The following is a 20204-nucleotide window of genomic DNA, read 5'->3' on the forward strand; positions in this document are numbered from 1 at the left end:
ATGTATTTTTATTTATCGAAGAACCATTCCAGAGGCTTGTAGAGGGTTAAAGAAGGATAGAAAGGGCGGATATCATGGAAAAAGCATGGTGGAAAGAAAGTGTGGTTTATCAAATTTATCCAAGAAGCTTTAAAGACTCTAACGGAGACGGGATTGGTGATTTGCAGGGGATTATCTCCAAACTCGATTACTTAAAAAATTTAGGAGTAGACGTTGTCTGGCTTTCACCTGTTTACAAGTCACCTAATGATGATAACGGTTACGACATTAGCGACTACCGGGATATTATGGACGAGTTTGGTACAATGACAGACTGGGATGAACTGCTCGCCGGTCTTCATGAACGAGGCATGAAGCTGATGATGGACCTCGTTGTCAATCACTCATCGGATGAGCATGCCTGGTTTATAGAGTCGCGCAAATCGAAAAACAACGAATACCGCGATTATTACATCTGGCGTCCTGGTAAAAACGGGAAGGAACCAAACAACTGGGTTTCTTTTTTCAGTGGTTCAGCCTGGCAGTATGATGAAGCGACCGATGAGTACTACCTTCATTTATTCAGCAAAAAGCAGCCTGATTTAAATTGGGAAAACAAAACCGTCCGCCATGAAGTGTATGAAATGATGACCTGGTGGCTGGACCGGGGCATTGACGGATTCCGGATGGATGTAATTAATATGATTTCCAAAGTAGAGGGACTGCCGGATGGACAGCAGCAAGAAGAAGGCGGGTATGCGTGGGGCGGCGACTATTTTTTAAATGGACCGCGTGTTCATAAGTACTTACAGGAAATGAACCGGGACGTCCTGTCAAAATATGATATTATGACCGTCGGTGAATGCCCGGGCACCTCAGTTGAAGATGCACAGCGGTATGCCAACAGCGAAGGAACAGAATTGAATATGATTTTTACCTTCGAGCATATGGATTTAGATGCCGGGCCAGGGGGTAAGTGGGATATGCGGCCATGGCAGCTGCAGGAGTTAAAAGAAGTGATGTCTAAATGGCAGTATGACCTAGAAGGAAAAGGCTGGAACAGCTTGTATTTAAATAACCATGACCAGCCTCGTATGGTCTCCCGCTTTGGAAATGATGGAGAGTACCGGGGAAAATCAGCGAAAATGCTTGGCACGTTCCTGCATATGCTCAAAGGAACTCCATACATTTATCAAGGCGAAGAAATTGGAATGACAAACGTACAGTTTGATATTACCGAATATAATGATTTGGAAATTTTAAATATGTACGAGGAGCGTGTAACCGAAGGAGGAGGGGACCATGCAAAAGTGATGGAAGCCATCCACGCCAAATGCCGTGATAATGCCCGCACACCGATGCAATGGGATGCCAGTGAAAATGCCGGGTTTACCACAGGCATTCCGTGGCTGAGAGTCAATCCGAACTATCAAGAAATTAACGTAGAACAAGCCCTGGCCGATCCCGATTCTGTGTTTTATCATTATCAAAAGCTGATCAAGCTCCGCAAACAGCATGACGTGATTACCTATGGAACATACGAGTTACTTTCAGAGAAGCATCTACAAATATATGCATATACACGTATACTTGTAGATGAGATGTTACTTGTCCTGAATAATTTTTCTGCAGAAACAGCTGATTTCCGGTTGCCGCAAAACATTCAATATAAATCCGCAGAACTGTTAATAAGCAATGAACACACTGAGGATGAACTAGCACAGTCAGTCTCTTTAACCCCTTATGAATCGAGAGTTTATTTGCTTAAACAATAAAGAAGCAGCCGAAAAAACACCGACTAAAGCATTCGTCTGTGTTTTTTCGGCTTTTTTGTGAAATGTACGATATTGTAAAATTCATGGCGCTTTGCGAAGAATAGAAGAAGATTGGCAGAATTTCTATTTTTAATGGATTTTATAGTACGTGAATTTTTCCCGTTTGCGAAGCGATCCAAAACTTTTTCGGCATTATTGCAATATCGTACAAGAAAATGATCAAAACCAATAGTAAGATCAAGAGGGTTAGCTTTGATGGAGGTGTTCAAGTATGCCAGATGAAATAAGAACCATTTATTTAGATGATGACTTAGAGGTTGAGGCCTATCGATTTAAAGGGATTATGCAAAAGTTCCCTCCACATTTTCACGAGTATTACGTTATAGGTTTTATTGAAGAAGGCCAGAGGCACTTAGTTTGTAAAGATCAAGAATACATTATCAACCCGGGGGATTTATTGTTATTTAATCCGTACGATATACACAGCTGTGCGCAGATAGATGGGAAGACTTTAGATTATCGTTGTATCAATGTTACAAGAGAGATAATGAAAAAGTTCATGAAAGAATTTGGAGAGGAAGGAGAGCTTCCTTACTTTACTCAAAATGTATTGAGTAATAGTGAACTGGTTCCTTTTTTAAAAGACATTCATTTGAAAATTTCCCGGGAAGAAAAGGAATTTGAAAAAGAAGAATTATTTTTTACCTTACTTGAGGAGCTTGTAACAGACTACGCGGGGCATTCGATCCCTCCACCAGCTTCTGATCAAGAGATTGAAAAAGTGTGCTGCTATTTAGAGAGCAACTATACACAAAAAATCAAGCTCAATGAGTTAAGCAGCTTAATAGGATGCAGTAAATATAAGTTAGTACGGTCCTTTACAAAACAAAAAAGAATTACGCCGTATAACTTCTTGGAAACAATTCGAATCAATCATGCAAAAAAAATGCTGGAACAAGGAATCAAACCAATCGAAGTAGCTCTATTAACCGGATTCAGTGACCAAAGCCACCTGACTAAATTTTTTAAAGCATGGGTCGGTCTGACACCAAAGCAGTATATGAAAATATTTAAACAAGGAGGGTTGGGTGAAAAATGAGCAGCAGTGATGAGATGAAAAGTGTATTGGTTATTGATGAAGAACTGCCTGTGGGATTAATCGCGAATACCTCAGCCATACTGGGAATCACACTCGGAAAATATGCACCTGAAATGGTTGGAGAAAGTGTAGTGGATGAATCAGGTGTTTCTCATTTAGGCATTGTCACAACACCCATTCCCATTTTAAAAGGAAATGCAGCTATTCTCCAAGAGTTAAGAGCAAGGACATGGGAACGGAATTTTGAAGATGTAATCGTCGTGGGTTTTGCCGAAATTGCGCAAAGATGCAAAACGTATGAAGAATATAGGAAGAAGCTTGCAAAAACATCCGTCCATTCATTTTATGGGCTAGGGTTTTGGGGAGAAAAAAGAAAAATAAATAAATTAACCGGAAGCTTGCCGCTATTAAGGTAGAGCAATCCATCCTGTGGAATTTTTTATCCATTTTATAGGGATTTTCATTTGCTAACATTGAACAGATAACGGAGGTTTATAGTGGGAAATCTGCATGAATACATATTAATGGCTGTATTAATGTCAATGCTGCCGGGCACGGATACGATTTTAGTCATGAAAAATACATTAAATGCGGGTCTAAGAGCAGGTTATTGTACGGTAATAGGCATTGCAACGGGATTGATGTTCTGGACTATCATTGCCGTTCTTGGCCTATCTGCTGCAATTGCTCAGTCTGTTCTCCTGTTTGCCACAATTAAATATGTTGGAGCGGCTTACTTATTTTACTTAGGCGTCCGAACTTTTTGTTCGCCCGCTGCTTTATCATTAGCCTCTTTTACAAAGGATCTTGCTTTATCAACTAAAGATGTACATAAGAAAGTTTACAGGCAATCCTATTTGCAAGGAGCAATCAGCAACATCCTTAATCCGAAAACAGTGCTTGTTTATGTGACTTTTATGCCCCAGTTTATAAACCTGAATGGGGATGTGAACCAGCAATTAAGCATATTAGGAATGATTTTAGTATTTATAGCCGTTTCTTGGTTTTTGATTATGGCGCATTTGTTGGTACACGTGAAAAAATTAATCAGAAAGCCCAATATTCAAAAAGCCTTTCAAAAGTCTATAGGAGCTATGTTAATGGTTTTTGGTGTGAAAACCGTTTTATGAAGCGGCCGATCAACCTCGCATAACAGACTCTATTTGAATAGTAACATCTGCGGGGGATTCAAAAAAGTGAAAGAGCGGACGAAGTTTTACAAATGAATGCAACCTTGTGAGTCTGCTTTCATATTTCCTGTCCAACCCCCTCGCCTTCTTGATATACACGAGCGAGGCGGGTATTTAGACATTTGTACTTAAATGCGAAATAAGGCATTGTTTATTTTTCATTCCATGTATGAATGGTAAAAACCGGCGGAGGCGTCTCCGCCATATTTTTCGTAATCAGCTCAATCAGCTCTTTTCTCGCAATCAGCTTTACGCCGCTTCTTTTGGCTAGCTCAAACGCATTCTTGGAAAATGTATTGTTGGTTACAACCCATGCTTCATCAGCCTGGTAATACATTTTGGCAGAAAAAACCTCCTGTATAGAGGAAATGCCTACTGCTTTACTGTATCTTTTGGCTTGTACCACAATGAAAGTTTCATCTTTCTCCATCAGTAAATCTGCCCCATAATCTCCGGAAGCGGGCGTTACTTCCACCTCATAGCCCATAGCTTCAAACAATGCACCGAGATAGTTTTCAAATTCTCTTCCATTCATTACATCAATTTCTTTAATACCTGACTGTACCATTTTGTTTTTGGCTGACTTTTGTTTTTGCCACTGGAAATAAAAGTACAACGCGGCGAAGGTCATCATGAAGAGTAACGCAATGCCCGCAGCCAGCAAATGATCCGCTGCATAATGAAGAATGACAAGCAGAATCAGAAAGCTGATAAGGAGCTGGTTAGAGAGCAGCTGGGGGCTTTTTTTAGGTTTGTTTTTAGCCATATTATCTTTCCTTTCTTTGAAAGTCAGCCTCCGCTACCTTATTCATTTTTATTCACGTTTATGATTCCTTTTTGTTTTCACCGTTTTCCTATTTATCCAGGAAAAAAAGAATTTTATCAGTGCTTGCTTTATACTTTTCTTCTCTTAAAAACTTGCATAATATAAGAAGAGGCTATTGTCTGAATTTTTCATCAAATAAAAAGGGGCTGAATAGCAGAATCAATAAAGTGTAGTGATGCTTTCGGAACAAAGACGGCAGAAAATGATGAAACGGAAAAGAATAGACGCGAGTAAGAAAGCAAAATGAGAGAATCTCAGATGGAGGATCTACATGATAAAACAATCAAAAAAGTTTACGTATAGTCCGCCGCAAAATGGCTTTCCCGAATGGAACAATAATCCGGAGATTTTTCAGCTGAACCGCCTGCCGGCCCGGTCTACTTTGATGCCGTTTCGAACCGCAGAGGAAGCATTAGCGGGTGACCGGATGGCGTCAGATTACTGCCGGTTACTGAATGGAGAATGGTTTTTTTCATTTGCCGAGAATCCTGATAAGCGGGAGCGAGCGTTTTTTGAGCAGGCATTTGACTGCTCCGCATGGGGAAAAATGAAAGTGCCTGCCCACTGGCAGCTTGAGGGATATGATTACCCGCATTATACAAATGTTAGGTATCCGTGGGAAGGAAAAGAAGATATTAAGCCGCCTTTTGCTCCAACACAGTATAATCCCGTCGGCCAGTATATTCGTACGTTTACAGTTCCGGAAGAATGGAAGAACCAGCCGGTTTATATAAGCTTTCAAGGAGTAGAATCGGCTTTTTATGTATGGATAAACGGGGAATTAGCCGGATACAGTGAAGATACATTCTCACCGGCAGAATTTGATATGACTCCTTATTTGGCCGAGGGTGAAAACAAACTGGCAGTTGAAGTATACCGCTGGTGCGATGGAAGCTGGCTTGAAGACCAGGATTTCTGGCGGATGAGTGGGATTTTCAGAGATGTATATATGTATTCAACGCCTATTTGTCATATAGAAGATGTTTTTGTCCGGACAGAGCTGGACGAAACCTATACAGATGCAGTACTGAAAGTGGACATCAAGGCAGCAAACTATGAGCAGGAGAAAGAAAGCCCGCTTTTTGTACAGGCAATGCTATACGATGATCAAAATCTATCTATTTTTGAAAGCCCTTTAATCATGAAAGTTCCATTTAATGAACAAGGACAGGCGGCTGTATCAGGAGAAGTTTTTGTGGAAAATCCAAAAAAATGGAGTGCTGAGCAGCCGAATTTGTATACGCTCGTTTTAACGCTTCAAGAAGAAGATGGTACTTTAATCGAAGCCGAGAGCTGCAAGGTCGGCTTCCGTACATTTGAATTAAAAGACGGCCTGATGAAAATCAACGGCCAGCGTATTGTGTTTAAGGGCGTTAACCGGCATGAATTTTCGTCCCAAAAAGGACGGGCTGTGACAATAGAAGATATGCTGCACGATATTATCTTAATGAAGCAGCACAATATCAATGCGGTCCGTACTTCCCATTATCCAAACCATCCGCTTTGGTATGATTTGTGTGATCAATATGGGCTGTATGTGATTGATGAAACCAATCTGGAAACGCATGGAACTTGGAAATACGGGCAGAAAGAAGAAGGAGCAGCTCTCCCGGGAAGCAAGCCGGAATGGAAAAACAATGTGCTCGACCGGTGTGAATCCATGATGGAGCGTGATAAAAACCATCCATCCGTACTGATCTGGTCACTTGGGAATGAATCATTTGGCGGCGATAACTTTCTCCACATGCGGAATCTGTTGAAAGCAAAAGATCCATCCCGCCTTGTTCATTACGAAGGAATCTATCATTATCGGGAGTCGGAAGCAGCGAGCGATATGGAAAGTACCATGTATGTGCCGCCGGAAAAAGTCGAGCAGTATGCGCTCGAAGCAGCAGGAAAAGACGGAGCCAAGCCGTATATTTTATGTGAATACAGCCACGCCATGGGCAATTCCTGCGGCAACTTATACCAGTACACGGATTTATTTGATCAGTATCCGATCTTGCAAGGGGGCTTTATTTGGGATTGGCGCGACCAGGCATTGGAAGCGGCAACAGAGGATGGCCGGCAGTACCTTGCCTATGGAGGGGACTTTGGTGAAACGCCGCATGACGGAAATTTTTCTGGAAACGGGCTGATTTTTGCAGACGGTACGATGTCGCCAAAGCTGTACGAAGTGAAAAAGTGCTATCAAAATATTCGGTTTGAAGCAATGGATGTAAAAAACGGTCTTATAAAGGTTTTGAATCAGCACCTGTTTACCGATTTAAGCGAGTATCAAGTTGAATGGAACCTGATGGAAGATGGAGATGTGAAGCTGTCCGGCACGGAAGAAATTGAGGTGAAACCTCAGTCATCCGGTACGGTTTGCCTGGGCGATTTAACAGCGGAAAGAGACGGAACAAAAGAGCGGATCATAACCATTCGCCTTGTTTTAAAAGAAAACACACGCTGGGCCCAAAAAGGACACGAAGTGGCCTTCGAACAGTTTGTGGTTCCCCCGCTTGTCCAAGACAGGCCAAAGCAGGCAGCAGCCGGAGAATTGCAGACGGAAGAAAATCCGGAAACGGTGCAGGTAAAAGGCGATAATTTTAACGTTATTTTTAACAAGCGGACCGGTGAGCTGAATTCTTATCAGTATGCGGGACAGGAGCTGTTAAAAAGCGCGCCGCAGCCAAACTTTTGGCGGGCGATGACGGATAATGACCGAGGCAGCAAGCTTCACGAACGCAGCGAGCCGTGGCGCAAAGCATCGGAACATCGGGTGCTGCTGTCTTTTCAGACAGAAACGCTGGATCGGTCGATGGTCGTAACCGCTGTGTATGATCTGCCAGATGCTGCCCACTCTTGCTGCGTCGTTCGGTATACAGTTGCCCCGGACGGTGAAATATTAACAGAGTTTGAGCTCAAGCCGGGAGAAGGGATGCCCGAAATTCCAGAAGTGGGCGTTTTGTGGACGATGGAAAAAGAATTTAACGAGATAAAATGGTATGGGAAAGGTCCTCATGAAAGCTACTGGGATCGTAAACATGGTGCCAGAATCGGTGTATACAGCGGCAGCGTGGAAGAACAGATGGTGCCGTATTTAAAACCGCAGGAGTGCGGGCATAAAACCGGGGTCCGGTGGGCGACGGTCACCAATAAAAAGGGAGTGGGATTATCTATCACAGGACAGCCGACAGTGGAACTAAATGCGCTGCCATACACACCGTTTCAGCTGGAAGAAGCCAGCCACAGCTACAAACTGCCGCCGAGTGATCATACCGTCCTGCGCGTTCAGTTTAAGCAGATGGGGGTCGGCGGGGACGACAGCTGGCAGGCGAAAACCCATCCAGAGTTTACTCTTTTTGCTGATCAAACGTACAGCTGTTCATTTGTTTTGAAAGGAACAAAAAAGGAACCGTCATAACGAAATTTTTTAGCAGCAGATGAAAAGAAGATAAAATCTTTGAAAGGGCGGGCTCTTTAACGAGAGTCCGCCCTTTGTTGTTGTGTGGATTTTGAGAAGCGCAGACCCTTCCTTACTCGCGGAAGGGAAGCGTTAATGTCTTTTAATGATTATGTTAAAATAAAAGGGATGAAAACATATATTTTTCCCTTTTCATCCTTTAGAAACAGCACCATGACTTGGCGGGAAGGCGATGAATCATGATTAATCTTATTCCTCTTATGATTGAACGGGTGGGCATTATTCTCATTTCCGTTTTTCTTTTTTCCCAAATGAAACATTTCCGCAAATTGATTCATAACAATCAAGGTACCCGGGAAAAACTGCTCCTCGTTGCGATATTCGGCTTTTTGGGTGTAATCAGTAATTATACAGGAATCCAAATCCATTCAAATACGATTACTGAAAGCAGCTGGCTCATCGCCCTGGAGCCGGATAGTGCCATTGCAAACACAAGAATACTCGGCATCGCCATCGGCTCCCTCTTGGGCGGCCCCGTTGTAGGTATTGGAATCGGCTTTATTGCGGGTATCCACCGCTTTTTTCTTGGCGGGTTTACAGCTGCCGCTTGTGCTTTTTCTGCTGTCTTAGCAGGAGGTGCAGCTGGATGGCTTGGTATGCGGTATAAGCAGAAAGCCCCTATTAATGCCCCTTTTGCTATCGTGGTCGGCATTTTAATGGAAATCATCCAAATGGGGATGATTCTTCTGATGGTTAAACCGTTTGATCCGGCGTGGGAATTGGTGAAAGTCATTGGTCTTCCGATGATTACTATCAATGGGCTTGGGATGCTTCTTTTTATGCTGCTGATCCAAAACATTTTACGCGAGCAGGAACGCACAAAAGCCCTGCAGACGAGCAAGGCGTTCTACATTGCAGATCAAACGCTGCCGTTTTTTCGACAAGGACTGAATGCCGAATCCTGCCGGGCTGTAGCGGAGACAATGCTTTCGCTCACAGAAGCGGATGCCATTGCGATCACGAATACGAAAAGCGTTTTAGCCCACACTGGAACAGGAGAAGACCATCATAAACCGACAGCAGGGTTTTCAACAGGGCTGACGAAAAAAGTCTTGCAGGAAGGCAGGGTACTTACGGCGAAAAGCCGGGAAGAAATCATTTGTACAAATCCAGCTTGTCCGCTTCGGGCTGCCGTTGTTCTTCCGTTGAAAGTGTACGGCCAAACGGTTGGCACATTAAAGCTTTACTTTACCAATCCGAGTGATTTAACAGAGGTAGAACGGGAGCTGGCTGAAGGGCTGGCCAATTTATTTTCTACACAGCTGGAGCTGGCGCAGGCGGAACAGCAAAGCAGGCTTTTAAAAAATGCAGAAGTAAAAGCGCTGCAGGCTCAGGTTCATCCACACTTTTTGTTTAATGCCATTAATACCATTTCGGTTTTATGCCGCACCAATCCGGAAAGGGCTAGAAAGCTGCTGCTGGAGCTAAGCCAGTTTTTCAGAAGCAATCTGCAGGGAGCACGGCAGATGGTAATTCCACTTGAGAAAGAAATTGAACATGTGAGAGCTTACCTGTCGCTTGAGCAAGCACGGTTTCCTGACCGGTATGAGGTCTTTTTTGATATTGAACCAGGTCTTGAGAAAAGCCTGGTGCCGCCGTTTATTCTTCAGCCGCTTGTTGAAAACAGCATCCGGCATGCTTTCTCTGGTTCCAAAACAAAAGGAGAAGTAAGAATCGAGGCTTTTACGGATCACACTCATATGCACATTCAAGTAACGGATAACGGAAAAGGGATTCCAGAGGAGAAGCTCGACAAACTGGGAAAAGAAACCGTTTCGTCCAAGCACGGTACGGGAACCGCACTGGTGAATATTCGCAGCCGCTTAGAAGGAATGTATACACAAGCTTCATTTACGATTACGAGCGAAGAAAACAGGGGAACAGCGATATTGATCCGCCTGCCGTTAGAAAGAAAAGGAGGTCCAGCTTATTATGATGAAAGCGTTTATAGTGGATGACGAGCCCTTGGCAAGAGATGAGTTGAAATATCTCTTGCTCAGGACCCGCGAAGTAGAAGTGACAGGGGAAGCGAGCAATATAGCCGACTCTCTTCCGCAAATTAAACAAACAAAACCAGATCTTGTTTTTTTGGATATTGAGCTTTCTGAAGAAAGCGGCTTAGAGCTGGCGGCTGAAATTCGCCACCTTGAACATAAGCCGGCGATTGTTTTTGCGACTGCTTATGATGAGTTTGCCCTGCAGGCTTTCGAGTTGAATGCTATTGATTATGTGCTGAAGCCATTTGACGAAAATCGAATCAACCAAACAATCGACAAAATTAAAACAATCCGCATGATCGGCGGGCAGCGCTCAGACATTCTTGCAGAAATGCCAAAGCCTTCTGCCGAGCTGCAAACTGGAAAACTGGCGGTGGCCGCCGATGAACGCATTGTGCTGATTGACCGGGAAACGATTCTTTATACAGCTTCTTCAGAAGGAAAAACCCTAATTAAGACGATGTCTTCTGAATACAAAACACAGGAATCCCTAACTGCGATTGAGAAAAAGCTCAGCTCCTCTGCTTTTATCCGGGTACACCGAAGCTTTTTAGTAAATATCAACCATATTGATCAAATCGAGCCATGGTTTAACTCAACCTACAATTTAGTCATGAAAGACGGATCAAAAGTGCCGGTCAGCCGTACATATGTAAAAGAGCTAAAGCAGTTAATCGGATTTTAACGCTTTTTTGCAACTCAGCCGGTTATTTTTGCATTTCACGGTGCAAATGCTGCTTATTGCGTTGAAAACGCTAACAATTCATTTTCATTTGGTATAGTGAAAGGGCAAAAACATATAGGGGAGGCCCTTAAAATGAATGCGATTACAATGGTAATAGGTTCAATTTGTATTTTAATGATTGCGTATCGTTTGTACGGGACGTTTATGGCTGTAAAAGTGTTAAAACTTGATGATTCGAAAAAAACGCCTGCCCATGAACTTGAGGATGGCAAAGATTACGTGCCGACGAATCGGTGGGTCACGTTTGGGCATCACTTTGCAGCCATCGCGGCAGCAGGCCCGCTTGTCGGTCCTATTCTGGCTGCTCAGTTTGGTTATCTGCCGGGTCTTCTCTGGCTTTTGATTGGAGCGGTTATTGGCGGCGCTGTTCACGATGCGGTTGTTTTATTTGCTTCTATGCGTCAAAAAGGCGAGTCGCTTGCTGAGATCGCAAAGAAAGAATTGGGGCCGGTAGCCGGCTTTTGCACAGGTCTTGCCATGTTATTTATTATTACGATTACGATGGCCGGCTTATCCATGGTTGTGCTTCATGCACTCGAGCACAATCCGTGGGGGACATTTGCGGTTGGCATTACGATTCCGATTGCAATGGGTGTGGGTCTCTACCATAAAAAAACAGGCAATTTAAAAGGTGCCTCAATTGTCGGATTCCTCCTTATTATGGCTGCTGTTTTCTGTGGTCCATACATTCAAGGAACGATTTTAGGAGATTGGCTGACGCTTGATGTGAAAACGCTATCGCTTATTTTGCCTATCTATGCTTTTTTTGCTGCAGCACTGCCGGTCTGGCTGCTGTTAGCACCACGTGACTACTTAAGCAGCTTTATGAAAATCGGCGTTTTCGTCGCCTTGATTGCCGGTGTGTTTATTGTAAATCCGACCATTGAAATGCCGGCTCTTACACAGTTTATTGATGGAGGCGGACCTGTGTTAAGCGGTCCTGTCTGGCCGTTTATCTCTATTACCATTGCCTGCGGGGCCATTTCTGGGTTTCACGCTTTTGTCGGATCAGGTACAACACCGAAGATGCTGGACCGCTGGAGTGACATTAAACCGGTTGGCTTCGGCGCGATGCTGGTCGAGTGTGTTGTTGGGATTATGGCACTTGTGGCAGCGACTGCTTTGCACCCGGGTGACTATTTTGCGATTAACTCCACACCCGAAGTTTTTCGGACGCTTGGAATGGAAACGGTGAACTTAGCCCAGCTAAGCCAGGATATCGGCCTGGATCTAGAAGGCCGGACTGGCGGCGCTGTAACGCTTGCAGTCGGCATGACGTATATCTTCACCAATGTTCCATGGTTCCATAATCTGGCTTCTTTCTTCTTCCAGTTTGTTATTATGTTTGAAGCTTTGTTTATTTTAACTGCGATTGATTCAGGAACACGGGTAGCACGATATTTAATCCAGGATTTTGGCGGTGCTTTTTATAAACCGCTGAAGCGTGTGGACTGGATACCGGGTAATATTTTTGCTAGTGCACTTGCCTGCCTGCTTTGGGGCTATCTGCTTTTCTCTGGAGATATCGGATCGGTTTGGGCACTGTTTGGCGTATCAAACCAATTAATGGCGTCTATTGGCTTAATTATTGGAGCAACCATCATTTTGAAAATAGCAGACAAGCGTCGTTATATGCTGACATGCTTAATTCCGCTTTCTTATCTATATGTCACCGTTAACTACGCTGGCTACTGGATGGTGAAAAACGTATATCTGAATGCGGATGCAGCGGGATACAGCGTTTTAAATGGCATGCTTTCGATTATCATGCTGATCCTGGGCGTTGTGATTATGGCAGCGGCCATAAAAAATTGGCTGCAAAACTGGAATAACCCAGCCGTAAAAATGCGCAGAGAAACAGCTTAAAGATAAAAAAGACCTAACGTTTCCGGTTAGGTCTTTTTTATATGCAGAATGTCTTACAAAGACTCTTTTTCGTGTAATGTGAGGGCAGAGAGGCAAAAGTACAATGATCTGAGGGCAGCAAGTACGAAGAAGGGTACGATTGTCAGTACGAATGTAAGTATCATCTGTTGGTCTCGAAACCGGCTGGACTTACATGGTATTTTAAAGAATGTTAATTCATGGTTACGTTTCCATTTCGATTTGAACATTTTTGACTTAACATTACATCCCCTTTTCAATTTGGTTAAAAACGGCAAAAATAGGTGTGTAGAAGAAAAAAAGATGGTATAACGTATCTTGTAAGATCTAGTAACCCTTACAAGGAGGAAAAGTATGAAAATCAAACAACCACTTTTAAAAGCAACAGCTCCAGCATTGGCCCTTGGCCTGGCTTTCGGTGCGCAGGCAGACGCGGAGGCAGCAAACGTTAAAACAGCCGTGCAGGCGTCCGTAGGGACAGAAGCAGCTGCAAAAGAAAAAAGCGGAGGTTCGATTTTACACCGTTTGAATCCTATTGAAAAAAGAGTATCTTCCATTGAAAGTGAACTCGCCATTGTCGTTTCTGGACTCGAAAGCACAGAAACGCTGACATCTGAAGAGTACGATGGGTATTTGAGCCAGTTGAATTCACTGCTTAACCGGACGAACGCAGCGACCAACCAATTGAATGCAGTAGCGAAAAAATCCGGGGAAGATGCACCTGAAGTGATAGAAGTAGAAAACAAGATTGGTGATGTGGTGACGCAGGTCTTAGACACTCAGAATCTATTAGGCACGATCGAAATCGTTCCAGAGACGCCAGAAGTAGAAATTCCTGAAGAAGGAACAGTGGAAGAACCTGCAGCTCCTGTAGAAGAAGGAACGGATGAAACAGAGGTTCCTGAGGAAGACACAACTGAAACTATAACTCCTGAAGAAGGAACAGTGGAAGAACCCGCAGCTCCAGTAGAAGAGGGAACGGATGAAACAGAGGCTCCTGAGGAAGACACAACTGAAACCACAACTCCTGAAGAAGAAACAGATGAAACAACAGCTCCAGTAGTTGAAGATCCGTATGAGGGAACTGCTCCGGCAGTGGAAACAGATGAAACGGCAGGAGATACTGTATTACCATAAAAACAGTAGAATGTTTGGTAACATAAATAAATAAATAAAAGCTTTTGCCAACCCACATACCTGGCAAACAACCGATAAAGGATGAGAAAACCCCTGGCTTCCAGGGGTTTTCTTTTTCTTGGTAAGTAGAAATAGTTGTTTTATTCATCATCTAAAGCATTTAACAGTTCACCATGGAAAATCTCTGAATATTGTTAAAACGAGCCAGATTTTTTAAAAAGAAGATTGCGGGAGTGAGAACAAATAGATTATGCTTAGGAAAATTATATGAACGATTTCCTTATGTGTTCAATAGGCGGTGCATCGATGGAATTGATAACGAAGGACTTACTCATTAATTTTCTATTTGTTTTGCTTCCTTTGTTTTTAATGCAAATGTTTTATTTATTGAAGTATTCATACCGCTTTGAAAGGTTTAAAGACACCTGGTTTGTCATCTTCCTGCTGATCTCCTTAGCGATGTGCATGTTTTTCCCCTTTTCATTCGGAAATGGGTTTACATGGGATCTTCGCAGAGTTCCTCTTCTGCTGGGATTCTTATATACGGGACCCAAAAATGGTTTTCTTCTACTGGCGGCTCTTCTTTTAATCCGTTATTTTGTAGGGGGAAGCGGCTTTTATGTGACTCTTTGGTCTTATACTGCGATGGCAATATTAGCTGCTCTTGTCTCTAAATACTACATAAAGATGCCTTTAAAACAAAAGTTACTATCAAGCGTTTTATTGGTTTTTATTTCTATGCTGCTTACTTACTTTGCTGCCATAAAGGTTTCGGATATTTCTTTAACAACCAATATGTGGATTGTTTACTTTTTACTCAACATTGTAAGTATGTGGATTGCTACAGCTATTTGGGAAGTCATTAAAACAAATCTTGATGTCCTGCAAAAATTAATAAAAGCAGAAAAGCTGGACATTGTCAGTAACCTTGCTGCGAGTATTTCTCATGAAGTAAGAAACCCGCTGACAGCCAGCAGAGGATTTATGCAGTTATCACATGAGAGTTCGATTTCTCCAGAAACAAAAGAGTATATCAGGCTGTCGATTCAAGAATTGGACAGAGCGACAGACATTATTAATGATTATTTAACCTTCGCTAAGCCTACACCTGAAAAAATGGAGAAAATCCTGGTACATCAAGAGATTCACCAGGTCGTGAATATTCTTACGCCTTTAGCAAACATGAACAGCGTCAATATTAAGTTGAGCTTTAAAGAAAATGAGTCCTTCCATGTGCTAGGTGAAAGAAAAAAATTAGAACAGGCTCTCATTAATATCATGAAAAATGGAATAGAAGCGATGGAAAGCGGCGGGGAAATGTTCATCGAAATAGAGTATGAGGTCCAGCGTCTCTGTATCAACATTTCTGATACCGGAAAAGGGATGACCCAAATGCAGATCGATCGTCTTGGCGAACCTTATTTTACAACGAAAGAAAAAGGAACGGGATTAGGGTTAATGGTTTCATTTAGTATTATTCAAAGTATGGGCGGGAGCATTACAGTAAGAAGTGAGATCCATAAAGGAACCTGTTTTTCTATTATATTGCCGGTTATTGCTGTTAAGATGTCCTAAAATGCCACCGTCAATGTATGCCTTTCCTGTTGTGAATAAAGCGAATTTTTGGTCAAAATGGCGTCGCCGCTCCAAAGGGTAAATTCAATAGCTATAAGGGGCTGTTTGCGATAGAATAACGATAAAAGTTTTAAACTTTCAGGCTGGCAGGAGGAAAGGCCATTGAAACAATGGAAAGATCTTTATCACTATTTAATGAGTCAAACAGACCGATTAACAGAAGACTGGTACGCAGCACTCGAGAAAGAGGATTCTGCCGGGATTTATGCTTCTGCTACGGCTGAACATGTGCAGCTTTTAAAAAATCAGCATTATAAATTGCACCATTATTTTTTTCAGATATTCTCAGAAGAAAAACAGGCTTCTGTCCAATCATTTAAGGAATGGGTGATGGAGCTCGCCAGTGATCCAAGCTATCTAGCCACTCCACTCCATGAAGTATTAAGAGAGTTGTATAGAACTCGCGGCGAATATCTGAAACTTGTAAAAGAATTTGCATCACTGCATAAGGATGAGTATTCTCAAGAAGACGTTGATCAATGGAATGAGATGATTATCGACACCATGGATAAAGTAACAACCGTGTTCACAGAGGAGCATAACCGAATTTTAGCCAGAAATTATCAAGCCCACCGGGAAATGATTTATGAGTTAAGCGCGCCTGTCATCGTTCTTAACGAAACAACAGGGCTGCTTCCGCTTGTGGGAGAAATTGATCATTCGCGGGCTAAGTTTATCATTGAAAAAACGTTAAAGCAGTGTGCGCAAAAAAACATAGATGTTCTTTTCATTGATTTATCCGGAGTAGTAGCAATCGACGGAGAAGTCGCCCAGCGGCTTTTTCAATTGCATGAATCTCTAGGGCTGATCGGTGTAAAAACAACATTATCAGGAGTTCGCCCTGAGGTTGCACAGACGGCCGTGCAATTGGGGCTTTCTTTTGATAAAATTCCGGTTACCTCAACGTTATCGAGGGCTTTGAATTATAACCCAAAGAACCTTCACTAAACAAAGGGATCGCTATTATATGGCGGTCCTTTTTCTATTGAGGTAAACTGCCTTTTCGAATTTTTAAAGTGGGAAAATAAATTCCATTTCTCCTGTTTTTTTTGAGCACTAGACAGAATAATTTTTGCTGTCTGTAAATCAACGGTTTGTTAAGCGGGCCTTCCGCCTGTTTGTCATTTGCTCTTCAAGTACATAACTTTTTGGACAGCTCTAACGTTGAATAAACTCAGTTAAGTGAGCAGCTACCCCGCAAAGTTGAGTCCTTCGAATCAGCTTTTTTACGATATAATTGAACCCACAAAAACACAACAACAGTTTTATTAGCGACAAATTACAGCTTATTAGCGGAGTGTAATTTAAGAGTAAAAAGGATTGAAGCCTTTTCATAATTGGGTATATATCTATACATGCAGCAAATACATAAGGTCTTGGAGGAAAAAATGAAGAACGAGTTGCAACTTCTGGGGGAGAAAATTTTAGAAAAAAAATATCAAATTGCCGAACGGGTACATTTGAAAGTAATCAACAAAGCAGCAGCACAAAAACTCCCGATGACTGAAAAAGAAATCATCGACATCCGGGCGAATTTCGTCAAGTTATTCGGGGAAAGTCTTCTTCAGGAAGCTGATGCAGACACAGGGGGCCAGCTTTTTTTAAAATGGGGAAAAGAAACAGGCAAGCGCGTATGTGATTTAGGTATTCCGTTAGATCAAGCATTAAAAGGAACGAGTTATTATCGAACTTGTATTTGGGAAGTGCTGGGGGAGGAAATGCTGAATCACGATATGTCGCTGGCCACGTCACTAAAGGTAGGTTCTATTTTAGACCCGCTTTTAGATCAAGCCGTTTATGCATTCAGCTCTGCCTACGTTCAGTGCCACGAAGAAACCCTTGAAAATTCAAAACGCGCTTTTCTAGAATTATCCGTACCCGTTGTACCACTCGCAAAAGGAGTGGCTGTATTGCCACTTATTGGAAATATCGATACGGAAAGAGCGCGTCTTTTAATGGAAGAAGTGCTGCAGAAAGCTTCTGAAAAGCGGTTGTCCCATCTTCTTTTTGATTTATCGGGTGTATTAGTCGTTGATACCATGGTCGCAGATCAAATTTTTAAAATCGAAAAAGCGCTGGGACTGCTTGGTGTAGAAACCATTTTAATTGGCATCAGGCCGGAAGTAGCCCAAACGATGACAAATCTAGGCATTGATACAGGCCAATTAAAAATCAAATCCAATTTAGAACAGGCATTAAAAGACTTAAATGAGTCTTTTGGTCTTTTATAAAGAAGCTGCAGAGCAGCTTCTTTTTTATGTCCAAAGCAGCTTCTTTTTTATGTCCAAAGCAGCTTCTTTTTTATGTCCAAAGCAGCTTCTTTACATGTATTTTCTCAGTAGCTCCTTTTATGTATATATCAATGGAAAAAATGGCAACCTATAGGGGAATGGTCAAGCAAAATAAGTGAACCTCAGCCAGCCGGCTGGCCGTATAATTGAAATCATAAATGGAGGTTTTTAAGTGGAGCAAAATAAGAGGCTGAATGGGAAGCTGCCGGGGGATACGCAGTCATTTTGGAGAGATTCCGTTGATTTGCCGGCGTTTCCTCGTTTAGAAGAGGATCTCTCTGTAGATGTTGTAATTGTAGGCGGTGGAATCACCGGCCTTACTTCTGCTTATCTTTTAGTGAACGAAGGATTAAAAGTGGTCGTTTTAGAAGCAGGAAAATTGCTAAATGGCACAACTGGGCATACGACCGCGAAAGTCACTGCTCAGCATGGATTGATTTACGACGAATTTATGCACAATTTTGGAACAAACAAAGCCAAATTATATTATGAGGCCAACGCGGAAGCGCTTCGCTTTATTCAAGAAACCGTAGAGAAACATCAAATTGATTGCGATTTCCGTATACAAGATGCGTACCTGTACACGTCGGCAGACCAGTATACACGAAAACTTGAAAAAGAAGCAGAAGCTTATCAGCGTCTTGGTATTAACGGCGGCCTGGTTGATCGTATTCCTTTTGAAATGGATGTAAAAAAAGCACTCGTCATGAAAGACCAGGCTCAATTTCATCCATTAAAATACCTCGCTCATCTTGTCGAGGATATTACGAACAAGGGCGGTTTGATTTTTGAAGATACGGCATGCGTGAATATTGAGACAGGAGAGTATCCAACTGTTCTCACCCGCAGAGAATCTCGTGTTCAAGGTAGGTTTGTTCTTGCCTGCACTCATTTTCCTTTTTACGAAGGGACCGGGCTTTACTCAACCAGAATGCATGCAGACCGTTCTTACGTTCTTGCGGCTAAAACAAAAAAGTCTTATCCAGGCGGAATGTACTGCAATGTTGAAGAGCCCGCCCGTTCCCTGCGCTCTGTGACAATCAATGGAGAAGAAATGGTACTGATTATAGGAGAAAACCATAAAACGGGCCAAGGAAAAGACACCATTGACTATTACAACGCGCTTGAACAATTCGGAGATGATGTTTTAGGAATCGAGGATGTTCTTTATCGCTGGTCAGCCCAGGATTTAGTGACGCTGGATAAAATTCCTTATATCGGCCAAATCACTTCGGAAGTATCAAATGTCTTAATTGCGACCGGCTTCAGGAAATGGGGAATGACCAACAGTACGGCAGCTGCGCTTTTATTCCGGGATATCGTTCAGAAAAAATCAAATCCTTATGAAGATTTATATTCGCCGTCACGCTTTTATGCCCATCCGAGCTTAAAAAACTTCCTGCTGGATAATGCGGATGTGGTCGGTCATTTAATCAAAGGAAAACTAGAAAAACCGACGAAAAGTGTAGAGGATTTGGCTAATGATGAAGGAGCAGCGATTACAATTAATGGACACCGTAAAGGGGCATATCGGGATACCGAAGGAAATCTGCATATTGTCGATACAACCTGTACGCATATTGGTTGTGAAGTTGCGTGGAACAGCGGGGATCGTACGTGGGATTGTCCGTGCCATGGTTCTCGGTTTTCTTATACAGGAGAAGTAGTGGAAGGGCCGGCCGAAAAGCCATTACAGCGGCACGATCACCGCATGCTGGACAATCTCACCTCAGAAGACTCGGGATATTGAGATAATACGAATTTGAATCAAAAAATTAAACAGCTTCTATAATAAATAAAGAAGCCCTTAATTTTAGGATGAGCATAAGGGCTTCTTATTTTATTTTAAATGTTATGTTCAAAATGTTTTTATCGTCATTGTTGAGAAGAGAACAAATCCAGCCAGAAATGTGTTTCAAACATAGACAATATACTTGGAAAATCGACGGGTTTATGGGCTTTTTTTAATCACTTCAGCAAGCTTTATTGAAGAAAGAGATCATTATAAGCAGTAGTATCTTACGCAGGCTGATCCTTATTCAAACATACAGCTATTGTCGTTGTATTCCTTGTCAGAAATAAAAACCTGAAAAGGGAATAAAAAAACGAAAAAATTTATTGATAAAGAAAAATAAACATGCTATATTATTAAACGTCGCTTCTGCGGAAACCTAAAC

The 20204-nt window shown here is 42.4% G+C and carries 14 protein-coding genes; 13 read left to right on the plus strand and 1 reads right to left on the minus strand.

Going from position 1 to position 20204, the window contains the following annotated elements; all coding sequences use genetic code 11:
* The first annotated feature begins 74 nt into the window (after positions 1 to 74).
* From RRU94_RS03790 to RRU94_RS03805, 4 genes are all read left to right on the plus strand, one after another.
* Positions 75 to 1754: a glycoside hydrolase family 13 protein gene (locus tag RRU94_RS03790; protein ID WP_315691861.1), complete on the plus strand. Its 1680-nt coding sequence runs from the start codon at positions 75 to 77 to the stop codon at positions 1752 to 1754.
* A 271-nt stretch (positions 1755 to 2025) separates the two neighbouring features.
* Positions 2026 to 2853 (plus strand): AraC family ligand binding domain-containing protein, encoded by an 828-nt coding sequence (locus tag RRU94_RS03795; protein WP_315691862.1) that lies wholly within the window; start codon positions 2026 to 2028, stop codon positions 2851 to 2853.
* Entirely contained in the window at positions 2850 to 3269 is a 420-nt protein-coding gene (locus RRU94_RS03800; RefSeq protein ID WP_315691863.1) for a DUF2000 domain-containing protein, read from the plus strand. Before RRU94_RS03795 ends, RRU94_RS03800 begins: the two co-directional genes overlap by 4 nt.
* Before the next feature lie 81 nt (positions 3270 to 3350).
* Entirely contained in the window at positions 3351 to 3983 is a 633-nt protein-coding gene (locus RRU94_RS03805; RefSeq protein WP_315691864.1) for a LysE family transporter, read from the plus strand.
* A gap of 211 nt (positions 3984 to 4194) precedes the next feature.
* On the opposite strand, the gene RRU94_RS03810 is transcribed toward RRU94_RS03805, so the two are convergent.
* Positions 4195 to 4809: a restriction endonuclease gene (locus RRU94_RS03810; RefSeq protein WP_315691865.1), complete on the minus strand. Its 615-nt coding sequence runs from the start codon at positions 4807 to 4809 to the stop codon at positions 4195 to 4197.
* Positions 4810 to 5140: 331 nt separating this feature from the next.
* Between RRU94_RS03810 and RRU94_RS03815 the strand changes: the two genes are divergently transcribed.
* The 9 genes from RRU94_RS03815 (at position 5141) to RRU94_RS03855 (ending at position 19777) form a co-directional block, all read left to right on the plus strand.
* Positions 5141 to 8278 carry a beta-galactosidase, LacZ type gene (locus RRU94_RS03815; protein WP_315691866.1) on the plus strand — a complete coding sequence of 1046 codons (3138 nt, stop codon included), beginning with the start codon at positions 5141 to 5143 and terminating at the stop codon, positions 8276 to 8278.
* Positions 8279 to 8517: 239 nt separating this feature from the next.
* Positions 8518 to 10296, plus strand: a complete 1779-nt coding sequence (locus RRU94_RS03820) for a LytS/YhcK type 5TM receptor domain-containing protein (RefSeq protein ID WP_315691867.1) — start codon at positions 8518 to 8520, stop codon at positions 10294 to 10296.
* Complete coding sequence (locus tag RRU94_RS03825) at positions 10271 to 11020, plus strand: LytR/AlgR family response regulator transcription factor (RefSeq protein WP_315691868.1); 750 nt, start codon at positions 10271 to 10273, stop codon at positions 11018 to 11020. Before RRU94_RS03820 ends, RRU94_RS03825 begins: the two co-directional genes overlap by 26 nt.
* A 132-nt stretch (positions 11021 to 11152) precedes the next feature.
* Positions 11153 to 12946: a carbon starvation protein CstA gene (gene cstA / locus RRU94_RS03830; protein WP_315691869.1), complete on the plus strand. Its 1794-nt coding sequence runs from the start codon at positions 11153 to 11155 to the stop codon at positions 12944 to 12946.
* A 372-nt stretch (positions 12947 to 13318) separates the two neighbouring features.
* The gene (locus RRU94_RS03835) at positions 13319 to 14101 is read left to right on the plus strand and encodes a hypothetical protein (protein ID WP_315691870.1); all 783 of its coding nucleotides are present in this window, start codon (positions 13319 to 13321) and stop codon (positions 14099 to 14101) included.
* A gap of 306 nt (positions 14102 to 14407) precedes the next feature.
* A complete protein-coding gene (locus tag RRU94_RS03840) occupies positions 14408 to 15676 on the plus strand; it encodes an ATP-binding protein (protein ID WP_315691871.1) in 1269 nt (422 codons plus the stop codon).
* 162 nt (positions 15677 to 15838) lie between these two features.
* A complete protein-coding gene (locus RRU94_RS03845; RefSeq protein WP_315691872.1) occupies positions 15839 to 16684 on the plus strand; it encodes an STAS domain-containing protein in 846 nt (281 codons plus the stop codon).
* A gap of 440 nt (positions 16685 to 17124) precedes the next feature.
* Positions 17125 to 17967 carry an STAS domain-containing protein gene (locus RRU94_RS03850; RefSeq protein WP_315691873.1) on the plus strand — a complete coding sequence of 281 codons (843 nt, stop codon included), beginning with the start codon at positions 17125 to 17127 and terminating at the stop codon, positions 17965 to 17967.
* Between the two features lie 232 nt (positions 17968 to 18199).
* Positions 18200 to 19777, plus strand: coding sequence for an FAD-dependent oxidoreductase (locus RRU94_RS03855; protein WP_315691874.1), 1578 nt, complete (start codon positions 18200 to 18202; stop codon positions 19775 to 19777).
* The last annotated feature ends 427 nt before the right edge of the window (positions 19778 to 20204 follow it).

This window comes from Domibacillus sp. DTU_2020_1001157_1_SI_ALB_TIR_016, assembly GCF_032341995.1.
Taxonomy (GTDB): domain Bacteria; phylum Bacillota; class Bacilli; order Bacillales; family Domibacillaceae; genus Domibacillus; species Domibacillus indicus_A.

Bases quoted from the DNA above. Each gene is read 5' to 3' on its own strand.
- RRU94_RS03850 (WP_315691873.1), top strand. From the start codon at position 17,125: ATGAAGAACGAGTTGCAACTTCTGGGGGAGAAAATTTTAGAAAAAAAA.
- RRU94_RS03795 (WP_315691862.1), top strand. From the start codon at position 2,026: ATGCCAGATGAAATAAGAACCATTTATTTAGATGATGACTTAGAGGTT.
- RRU94_RS03840 (WP_315691871.1), top strand. From the start codon at position 14,408: ATGGAATTGATAACGAAGGACTTACTCATTAATTTTCTATTTGTTTTG.
- RRU94_RS03790 (WP_315691861.1), top strand. From the start codon at position 75: ATGGAAAAAGCATGGTGGAAAGAAAGTGTGGTTTATCAAATTTATCCA.
- RRU94_RS03835 (WP_315691870.1), top strand. From the start codon at position 13,319: ATGAAAATCAAACAACCACTTTTAAAAGCAACAGCTCCAGCATTGGCC.
- RRU94_RS03800 (WP_315691863.1), top strand. From the start codon at position 2,850: ATGAGCAGCAGTGATGAGATGAAAAGTGTATTGGTTATTGATGAAGAA.
- cstA (WP_315691869.1), top strand. From the start codon at position 11,153: ATGAATGCGATTACAATGGTAATAGGTTCAATTTGTATTTTAATGATT.
- RRU94_RS03810 (WP_315691865.1), bottom strand. From the start codon at position 4,809: ATGGCTAAAAACAAACCTAAAAAAAGCCCCCAGCTGCTCTCTAACCAG.
- RRU94_RS03825 (WP_315691868.1), top strand. From the start codon at position 10,271: ATGATGAAAGCGTTTATAGTGGATGACGAGCCCTTGGCAAGAGATGAG.
- RRU94_RS03820 (WP_315691867.1), top strand. From the start codon at position 8,518: ATGATTAATCTTATTCCTCTTATGATTGAACGGGTGGGCATTATTCTC.
- RRU94_RS03815 (WP_315691866.1), top strand. From the start codon at position 5,141: ATGATAAAACAATCAAAAAAGTTTACGTATAGTCCGCCGCAAAATGGC.